Genomic DNA, 9,471 nt, shown 5'->3' with positions numbered 1-9,471 from the left:
TAATTCTTCCGCGGAAAGCGAAGCGCTTGGAACGAAAATCAACAGCCTTGTTTAACAGAGTCTTTTTCTAAATAGTATTAGGTAATTTTTCTTATTGTAAAAATGAATTCGCTTTCATTATTATAATTTTTCGAAAATTATTGCAATTACATTTAAAAAGGTTTATTGTAGTGAATAAAAAATCGGGAGGGACATCCAATGGAAAAAGATTTAAGGATAAAAAGTCATGTATTCAGTGATGATGCGAGAAAGGCTCCGAACAGGGCGATGTTAAGGGCGGTCGGCTTTAGTACAGAGGATTTTAAGAAGCCAATGATCGGCATTGCAAGTACATGGAGCGAAGTGACTCCATGTAACATACATATTGATAAACTGGCTTTAAAGGCAAAAGAAGGAGCAAGAACAGCGGGAGGCGCACCGCTTATCTTCAATACAATTACGGTTTCTGACGGAATATCGATGGGTACAGATGGCATGCGATATTCACTTCCAAGCAGGGATTTGATCGCAGACTCGATCGAGACGGTTGTACAGGGGGAAAGCCTTGATGGTTTTGTTGCAATCGGGGGCTGTGACAAGAATATGCCAGGATGCATGATGGCGATTGCCAGGATGGACCTGCCTTCTGTATTCGTTTATGGCGGGACGATCAAACCAGGGAAACTGGACGGGAAAGATATTGATATCGTTTCGGCCTTTGAAGGAGTGGGTGAATACAACAAGGGGGCTATTGGAGATGAGCAGCTTCATAAAATCGAATGCCAGGCATGTCCGGGTTCTGGTTCATGCGGCGGTATGTACACAGCTAACACAATGGCGAGTGCCATTGAAGCCCTTGGAATGAGCTTGCCGGGCAGCTCCTCCAATCCGGCAGAAACAGAAGCCAAGCACGATGATTGCTTCACAGCGGGTCAGGCCGTCTATCAAATGCTTGAGCAAGACATCCGTCCAAGACAGATTTTAACGAAGAAGGCGTTCGAAAACGCGATAACAGTTGTCATGGCACTGGGCGGATCCACTAATGCTATACTTCATTTAATGGCAATTGCCCATTCGGCTGAAGTTGATCTTAAGCTAGAGGATTTCAATAGACTACAGGAAAGAGTACCGCATATTGCTGATTTAAAGCCGAGCGGTAAATATGTCATGCAGGATTTATTCGAAGCAGGCGGCGTCCCGGCAGTAATGAAGCTGTTATTAAAGGAAGGCTTGCTGCATGGCGACTGCCTGACAGTGACTGGAAAAACGCTCGAAGAGAACTTAAAGGGCTTTCCTGATTTAAAAGCAGGTCAGCAAGTAATCCACCCTGTTGGCGAACCTCTAAGGAAAGACGGTCCGTTAGTAGTTCTAAAAGGAAATCTTGCTCCTAATGGGGCAGTTGCCAAAGTTTCAGGCTTAAAGGTAAAGAGTTTGACGGGACCTGCTAAAGTGTTTGATGATGAGGAATCTGCTTCAAAAGCTGTTATGGCAAACCAAATTGTCGCAGGTGATGTCTTGGTTATTCGGTATGAGGGCCCTAAAGGGGGACCGGGAATGCCTGAAATGCTCTCCCTGTCAGGGATCCTTGTTGGAAAAGGCCTTGGTGAAAGTGTAGCCCTACTGACAGATGGCAGATTTTCAGGAGGTAGCCATGGACTTGTTGTTGGCCACATTGCCCCTGAAGCACAGGTAGGCGGACCGATTGCCTTGATCAAAAATGGTGATCTTATCACTATAGATAGTGAGGAAAAGCGATTAACCGTTGATTTAAGTGATGCTGAGCTTGCGGCGCGGAAACAGACGTGGACCCCTCCGGCATTGCCGTCAAGGGGCACTTTGGCAAAGTATGCAAGGCTTGTATCCTGCTCTTCAAAAGGAGCTGTTACCGATTCATTTGAGGAAACAGTGGCAGAGCAACCTGTCCATTCATGATATAGTTATTTTATTGCGTTGAACATTGATAATATAGTATGCTAAGACTGTATTATTGTTGGGAGGGATCCTTTAATGTCAATGGCATATGAAGAATATATGAGACAAATGGTAAAACCGATGCGTGAAGAATTGACACGTGCCGGATTTCAAGAATTGCTGACGGCTGAAGAAGTGGAAAAATTCGTTGAGAACACAGAAGGAACGACACTAGTCGTGGTTAACTCTGTATGCGGATGTGCGGCTGGTCTTGCTCGTCCTTCAGCAACACAGGCTATATTAAGAAGCGAAAAGAAGCCTGATCATCTTGTAACAGTTTTTGCAGGCCAGGATAAAGAAGCTACAGCTAAAATGCGTGAATATTTTACAGACATCGAGCCGTCATCACCTTCAATGGCATTGTTAAAAGGGAAAGAAGTCGTGCATTTCATTCCACGCCATGATATCGAAGGCCAGCCGATGGAAGCAATTATGGATAACTTGATTTCTGCATTTGAAGCGAACTGCTAGAATTTTCTGAAAGGATGTCATCTGACGTCCTTTTTCTTTTCGGCTGCGTATTTAAGTGTTTGTAATATGATTTGAGGTGTTAAGTGTGTTTGTGACAACAGCGGGCAGGACTACCGAAGAAATGACCGCACTGGCCCGGGAAATTGCTGGTGAATTAAATGCAGAATTTGTTCCCAGAAAGAAAAGGTCTATCATGGCAATACAAGAAAAGCTCTTTGATAATTGCCTTGTTGTTGGGAAAGAACGCCTGGAACTTTACCCGTTTGGAGAAAAAGAGCCATTCTTTTTTCACCCGAATTCTGCTATGTTTCGGATTAAAAGGCTGATGAATGGTGAAAACGACCCTCTCGTTGAGGGTGGGAAATTAGCAGCAGGAATGAGCTTTCTCGACTGTACACTTGGTCTTGGGTCAGACAGCATTGTAGCCAGTTATGCAGTTGGAACGAGAGGTTTTGTAACGGGAGTAGAAGCCCGGCCGGAACTATCTTATCTTGTTAAGACTGGCTTGAAAAGCTGGGATTCCGGGTACGAAGCTATTAATCAGGCGATGGGAAACATCAAAGTGGTAAATGGGTATTCTCTTGATTTTTTGAAAAGTATGGATGATGACAGCTTTGACTGTGTTTATTTTGATCCGATGTTTGATGAATCGATCCTTGAATCAGACGGAATCAGAGGATTAAGCCACTTTGCCGTTTATGAGGGGCTTTCCAAACAGACGATGGATCATGCCCTTCGAGTAGCGAAACAGCGTGTCATTCTAAAGGATCACTTTCGTAGCACAAGGTTTGATGAATTTGGCTTTAAAGTACACCGCCGGAAATCAGCTAAATTCCATTTTGGAGTGATCGAAAAAGAATGAGGAAATTCCCTCATTCTTTTTTATGACCTTACTTTATTAATCTGCGATTGATAAATATACAAAATAGGCAAGCATAAAGAAACTTATTGCAACAATACCCCACTCCATAGATTTAACCTCCTTCTAAGCAAACGAATAAAATACTGCCCTAATATTTCCTTTTAACCATTTTTGAAAAATTTGAAACCCTTTACCCAATTTTACGTATAAACAAGTTATAATAATGCTACAAATATTTTTTTCTCTTTTCGGTAATGTTGTTATAAGAACATTAAATAGAAGTAATTTAAATGAAAAGAGCGTTAATAGTTTAACTAATAATCAAATTTCTAATACATAAAGGAAGTGATCCAAATGCCAGCATGGCTTCGCAAATCGCTAGTCGTCCTGATTTCCATCTTTACCTTTGGGATGGTTTCTCCTGCCCAGGCGAATGGATTCCTGACTACAACGACTGACCGGGCGGAAAAATCCGCATCTGCTGAGACTTCATATTATGGAACTCTGGAGTCTCCGCTCGATGAGGAGGCCGAAAGGGATAAATTTATAGGCAGGGCAATGAAGGAAGCTGAAATGCAATCGTTTCAGAAATTCGGTAATAAGATCGGACCAGTAATTGAGGACGAGTTCCGGCAAACGATCCTGCCCAAAATTGAAAAGGCGATTGAAATGGTAGCTGTCCAGTATCCTGGAGAAAAGTTAAATTCTCTTCGAATCACCGAGATGCCAGGCGGAGGGGAATCAGAGAAGATTTTTCACATCATTGGTGACAATGGCAAAGACATCATCCGTTTCCACGTAAGGCGAGACCAGCCGCCAAAAGAGGGTTTCTGGTTTAACTTCCATTACCATACTTATCATGATAGTTTCCAGACGCATTACGAACTGGGAACCATTTTCTGGGCTAAAAACACACCGCCTAAATGGAAAAGTTGATATATTTGAATTTAAGAAGGATTTGTGAAAAAATATTTATAGCAAAATGAAACCTTTCTTATAATTTAAACGTAAAACACTAACGAAATAAATTTTTGGAGGTAGAAAAAATGGCAATCAGTTTATCAAAAGGCCAGAAGGTAGATTTAACTAAAACAAACCCTGGTATGACAAAGGTAGTAGTCGGCCTCGGATGGGATGTAAATAAATATGATGGCGGCAATGATTTTGACCTTGACACGTCAGTTTTCCTTTTGGGAGATAACGGCAAAGTAACTTCTGAAGCCGACTTCGTATTTTACAACAATACGACAGGCGGAAATGGTTCTGTGGTACATACAGGAGACAACCGTACCGGAGCCGGGGATGGTGATGATGAACAAATCACCGTGGATCTTGGAGCAGTTCCTGCACAAGTTCAACGCATTGCATTTACCATCACAATCCATGATGGCGAAGCGCGCCGCCAGAACTTTGGTCAAGTGTCTAATTCATATGTAAGAATCTTGAACGCTGGTTCGAATGAAGAAATAATCCGCTATGATCTTGGAGAAGATTTCTCGATCGAAACAGCAATCGTTGTCGGAGAGCTTTACCGCCATAACAACGAATGGAAATTCAGCGCAATCGGCAGCGGTTACCAAGGTGGATTGGCAGCACTTGCTACAGACTTTGGACTGCAAGTAGGGTAAAATTATATAAGTGAGATTATGAAAGGCCCGGTTGATGCCGGGTCTTTCTATAGAGAATATATTCAACATAGTGGGAGGAACTACAAGAATGCCTGAAATATTACAAGGATTTATAGATACTTATGCCCAGTTTTTTGAATGGGATATGTGGGTTCGAGTTTTAACGGATCCGGTTAGCTGGGGATTGATTGGTACGCTGGTGATCCTGGAAGGTCTATTGTCGGCGGACAATGCGCTTGTTTTGGCTGTAATGGTTAAGCACTTACCGGAGAAACAGCGAAAGAAAGCATTGTTCTACGGTTTGCTTGGAGCCTATGCTTTCCGTTTTATCGCAATCGGCATTGGTGTTTATTTGATCGAATTCTGGTGGGTAAAAGTTATTGGAGCCGGCTATCTTGCCTGGCTGTCAATTAAATACTTCATGGATAAGAAAAAAGGCGAAGAGCCAGATATCGAAGAAGTTGAAGGTGTTAAGCAGGGCGGGCTGCTGATCCGTCTATTCGGCACATTCTGGGGTACGGTCGCAGCTGTTGAAATAATGGATATTGCTTTCTCTGTAGACAGTGTTCTAGCCGCATTTGGTATCAGCCAGGAAGTTTGGGTGTTATTACTCGGCGGTATGCTTGGCGTATTGATGATGCGTGGAGTTGCCGGTGTATTCTTGAAATTGATTGAACGCGTGCCGGAGCTGGAAACGACTGCTTACATCTTAATCCTGATCATCGCTGCAAAAATGTTTGCTGGCGTTTTTGGATTCCATATTGATCACATTTACTTCTTCATCCTTTTGCTTGTAACATTTGGAGCAACATTCGTTGTCCACTATATGAATAAGAAAAAAGCTGAAGAAAATGAGCAGCAGAAAAACGTACAATAAAAAATATTACTTTTTAGGGAACTGACTTAGGTCTGCTCCCTTTCTTTTTATCTATAACGCCCAAAAAGGGGAATTTTTCCGTGAAATTATTTTCAAATTTATATGAAAAAGAATTGGAAAGCTTGTTTTTCATCAAACCAGCCAAATTTAATAAATATACAGATCGTGAAGTTTTAGCTTTTGCCCTTGGAGCGACTCTTTACATGCCTGCTACCAGAGAAAATATTCATCAGGAATTGCTGGTAAAGAAGCATGATGGTCTGGCATCGATGGTGATTTGTCTTGAAGATTCAATCGCCGACCATGAAGTGGATAAGGCAGAATTGCAATTGGTGGCGGAATTGAAGCACCTTAAAGAAGCGCTTGACAAAGATTTTTTATCAGAAGATGAGCTGCCGTTAATTTTTGTCAGGATCCGCAGTCAGGAACAACTTCAACATCTAGCAGAATTAGCAGGTGATGCATTAAATGTGCTCACTGGAATCGTCATACCTAAATTCGAACCTGCTTCAGGCAAGGGGATTTTAAAGTTTATTAACGACTTAAATACTGATGGATCACCATTATATGCTTTGCCCATCTTGGAAACAAAAAGAATCATAGAAAAAGAGACGAGGCTGGAAGAATTGCTCGCCATCAAAGCTGTTGTGGACGACTACCGGGAGTTAATTTTGAATGTCAGGATTGGTGCCACGGATTTCAGCGGATTATATGGAATTAGAAGAAATGCCGACACGACTGTATGGGATATAGGAGTAATCCGTGATTGTATTTCTGATATCGTGAATGTGTTCCTCCGTTATGACAGTCCATATGTTGTTTCTGGTCCAGTTTGGGAGTATTTTTCTTCCACACAAAGAATTTTAAAACCCCAGTTGAGGCAGACTCCATTTAAAACTGCATTCGGGCAAGATGGGTTGAAATGGCGAGCGGAATTGATCGACCGGCATATGGATGGATTGATCCAAGAAATTTTGATGGACATAGCAAATGGATTGACTGGGAAAACGATTATCCATCCGAGCCACATTAAAACAGTACATGCATTGAATGCTGTCAGCTACGAAGAATATATTGACGCAAAAAATATTGTAGATGAAGCAGAGAACCATAATGGCGTAAGGAAAAGTGCCTTTGCCAATAAAATGAATGAAATAAAACCGCACTACTACTGGGCACAAAAGATTTTGCGGAAATCACAGGTATATGGGGTGCTTCAAGATGGAATCACAAACATCGATTTACTCAAACAAGAAATATGCATATCAAATTCTTGAAAACCTTTCGATTGAATTAGAAATTAATGAAAATCCGTATAGCCTCCCGTTAGAGGAACTATTTATCATGGCTGCACGGCGGAATAAAAAACGTTCCTTCTTGTTCGTGAGCAAAATCTTAGGAAAACATTTGCCGATTATCCCTTCTAAGGGATTGCTAACTGGCTCGCTCCTGGCAGCCCAATATGCAGCCAAGACGGCAGGTATGGAATTAGGCAAGGAATTCAACCTTCAGGCAAAATTTACAGAGGAGAATCCTAATGTGCCAGAAGCATTCATACCTTCGGATATGTCACCTGTAATCATTGGGTTTGCGGAAACAGCGACTGCCCTTGGACAAGCATTCTTTTCAGCATTCAAGAAGGCGGATTATTTTCACACAACCAGGGAGATGATCTCGAACGAAGATCCAGTTATAACGTTCGAAGAAGAGCATTCACACGCTACTTCCCACCGCTGCTATATTTCAACGAATCTATTGGATAACGGAAGGGAAATCGTCCTTGTAGATGATGAGATGTCCACAGGGAAGACGGCAATTAATATTATCCGCTCCATCCATGCGGAGTTTCCTCGTGACGTATACTCAGTTGTTTCTATTCTTGACTGGCGTTCTGACATGGATGTGCAAAAATTTGAAAAACTCGAAGATGAACTAGAAATTAAGATCAACTGTGTAAGTCTATTAAGAGGGAAGTTTACCGTATCCGGTCATTCACCAGAATCGGAACTGTATGCAGAAGAGCAAGCATTCGGCTTACCCGAACCCAGGGTGAAAAAGCTTTATGTCGATCAAATAAGTCCTATTCCAAGCTCCAGTTTTTACGGGGGCAAACTTAAAGAGATCCCATATGCTGCATCCAGCGGAAGATTTGGAATGGATGAAACAGCAAGAGATTTACTTGATGTAATAATTCTGGATGTTGCAGCAAAGCTTTCCGCAATGTCACAAGGAAAAAGGGTATTGTGTGTAGGCACAGGAGAATTTATGTACGTTCCGATGAAAACGGCTGCACTGATGTGTGGGAATGTAAGCTACCAGTCAACAACCAGAAGCCCGATCCATATCGTGAACAAGGAAGGCTATGGGGCTAGGTACGGCATGGCATTCCCCAATCCGGAAGATTTAGAGATTCAGCATTACTTGTATAATGTCGCTCCCTTCCAGTACGATGAAGTGTTTATTTTCTTTGAAAGAGAGGTTCCGGATGAATGGCTGGAACCTATGCTGAAGGAGTTTCAAAAAACGGGTATCCAAACGATTAATATCGTATTCTTTCACAGCAGGAAGGTGAAAAAATAATGGATGATATTTTGTGCGGTTCCTATGAAAAAGAAGATGTCACCTTTCTTCTAAAGGACCTATCTGGCATTAACTTGGAAGGTTCCTCAGAGGTCAGAGAGAAACAAATTCAAGCTGGGTACCATTACAGTGAATCGCTTCCAATTGAAGAGAAGCCAGGCGAGGAATATATGGACCTTTTCTGGAGCCTGCTTGAATCACATAAAGAGAAAGTTGCATTATATACCGGTATAGTGGCTGAGCAAATTTATCATACCAAGGGAAAGAATACTATTCTCGTATCATTGGCGCGTGCAGGCACTCCTATGGGCGCATTGATAAAAAGGTATATTGAGGATAAATATGGAGCAATCCTCCCTCATTTCAGCATTTCAATAATCAGGGGCAAAGGAGTGGATGAAAATGCACTCCGCTATATCTTGGCGAAGCATCACGGTAAGGATATCCAGTTTGTCGATGGGTGGACGGGAAAAGGAGCTATTTCACGTGAACTGCAAAAATCTTGTAAGGACTTTAATGATAAATACGGGGTTGTTCTTGACGCCAATATCGCTGTTCTTGCAGATCCAGGATGCTGCTCAACCATGTACGGGACTAGAGAGGATTTCCTGCTGCCCAGCGCATGCCTGAATTCCACTGTCTCAGGCCTGATCAGCAGGACAGTGCTGAATGAGGAGTTCATAAAGCCTGACGATTTTCATGGAGCAAAATACTACAAAGAATTCGAAGATATTGATGTCTCAAAGGATTTTCTTGAAGCAATCAATCAAGAGTTTCCCTCCATATTCCTTCTTGCGGAAGAAGGAGCGTCCAGGGCAGTGGAGAATCGGAAAAAGGCAAATTTTACAGGGTTAGAGATTGTAAATAAAATAGCCTGTGAGTATGGGATTGAAAATATTAACCTAATCAAGCCTGGGGTTGGGGAAACGACAAGAGTGCTTTTGAGGAGGGTTCCCTGGAAAATCCTCATTAAGGATTTTAACATTCCTGATATCAAGCATATATTATTGCTGGCAAAAAAGAAAAAGGTTGAGCTCGTGCACTATCCAAATATGGATTATGCCTGCTGCGGCCTAATTAAGCAGTTAAAGGGGTAAGGCATC

General features: G+C 42.2%; 9 protein-coding genes. All 9 read left to right on the top strand.

The genetic code is table 11. From position 1 onward, the window contains the following. Positions 1-198: 198 nt before the first annotated feature. The 9 genes from ilvD (at position 199) to V7654_RS15995 (ending at position 9,465) form a co-directional block, all read left to right on the top strand. Complete coding sequence (gene ilvD / locus V7654_RS16035; RefSeq protein WP_335431613.1) at positions 199-1,911, top strand: dihydroxy-acid dehydratase; 1,713 nt, start codon at positions 199-201, stop codon at positions 1,909-1,911. Positions 1,912-1,986: 75 nt separating this feature from the next. After that, positions 1,987-2,421 (top strand): BrxA/BrxB family bacilliredoxin, encoded by a 435-nt coding sequence (locus V7654_RS16030; protein WP_335431612.1) that lies wholly within the window; start codon positions 1,987-1,989, stop codon positions 2,419-2,421. 85 nt (positions 2,422-2,506) lie between these two features. Continuing rightward, positions 2,507-3,283 carry a class I SAM-dependent methyltransferase gene (locus V7654_RS16025; protein WP_335431610.1) on the top strand — a complete coding sequence of 259 codons (777 nt, stop codon included), beginning with the start codon at positions 2,507-2,509 and terminating at the stop codon, positions 3,281-3,283. 354 nt (positions 3,284-3,637) lie between these two features. Beyond that, positions 3,638-4,219 carry a YpjP family protein gene (locus V7654_RS16020; RefSeq protein WP_335431609.1) on the top strand — a complete coding sequence of 194 codons (582 nt, stop codon included), beginning with the start codon at positions 3,638-3,640 and terminating at the stop codon, positions 4,217-4,219. Between the two features lie 110 nt (positions 4,220-4,329). Then, positions 4,330-4,911: a TerD family protein gene (locus V7654_RS16015; protein WP_335431607.1), complete on the top strand. Its 582-nt coding sequence runs from the start codon at positions 4,330-4,332 to the stop codon at positions 4,909-4,911. Between the two features lie 88 nt (positions 4,912-4,999). Further along, positions 5,000-5,788 carry a TerC family protein gene (locus V7654_RS16010; RefSeq protein ID WP_335431606.1) on the top strand — a complete coding sequence of 263 codons (789 nt, stop codon included), beginning with the start codon at positions 5,000-5,002 and terminating at the stop codon, positions 5,786-5,788. An 80-nt stretch (positions 5,789-5,868) separates the two neighbouring features. Next, complete coding sequence (locus V7654_RS16005; RefSeq protein ID WP_335431604.1) at positions 5,869-7,065, top strand: HpcH/HpaI aldolase/citrate lyase family protein; 1,197 nt, start codon at positions 5,869-5,871, stop codon at positions 7,063-7,065. Continuing rightward, on the top strand, positions 7,010-8,368 hold the full coding sequence (locus V7654_RS16000) for a phosphoribosyltransferase family protein (protein WP_335431603.1): 1,359 nt from the start codon (positions 7,010-7,012) through the stop codon (positions 8,366-8,368). The genes V7654_RS16005 and V7654_RS16000 overlap by 56 nt, the downstream gene beginning before the upstream one ends. Continuing rightward, positions 8,368-9,465 carry a cysteine protease StiP family protein gene (locus V7654_RS15995; RefSeq protein WP_335431601.1) on the top strand — a complete coding sequence of 366 codons (1,098 nt, stop codon included), beginning with the start codon at positions 8,368-8,370 and terminating at the stop codon, positions 9,463-9,465. Before V7654_RS16000 ends, V7654_RS15995 begins: the two co-directional genes overlap by 1 nt. Positions 9,466-9,471 lie beyond the last annotated feature (6 nt).

Source organism: Bacillus sp. JJ1609 (assembly GCF_036967045.1).
GTDB lineage: Bacteria > Bacillota > Bacilli > Bacillales > Cytobacillaceae > Mesobacillus.
The sequence above is the reverse complement of the archived record's forward strand: the minus strand, read 5'-3'. Positions and strand labels throughout refer to the sequence as shown.

Bases quoted from the DNA above. Each gene is read 5' to 3' on its own strand.
- ilvD (WP_335431613.1), top strand. From the start codon at position 199: ATGGAAAAAGATTTAAGGATAAAAAGTCATGTATTCAGTGATGATGCG.
- V7654_RS16030 (WP_335431612.1), top strand. From the start codon at position 1,987: ATGTCAATGGCATATGAAGAATATATGAGACAAATGGTAAAACCGATG.
- V7654_RS16020 (WP_335431609.1), top strand. From the start codon at position 3,638: ATGCCAGCATGGCTTCGCAAATCGCTAGTCGTCCTGATTTCCATCTTT.
- V7654_RS16015 (WP_335431607.1), top strand. From the start codon at position 4,330: ATGGCAATCAGTTTATCAAAAGGCCAGAAGGTAGATTTAACTAAAACA.
- V7654_RS16010 (WP_335431606.1), top strand. From the start codon at position 5,000: ATGCCTGAAATATTACAAGGATTTATAGATACTTATGCCCAGTTTTTT.
- V7654_RS16000 (WP_335431603.1), top strand. From the start codon at position 7,010: ATGGAATCACAAACATCGATTTACTCAAACAAGAAATATGCATATCAA.
- V7654_RS15995 (WP_335431601.1), top strand. From the start codon at position 8,368: ATGGATGATATTTTGTGCGGTTCCTATGAAAAAGAAGATGTCACCTTT.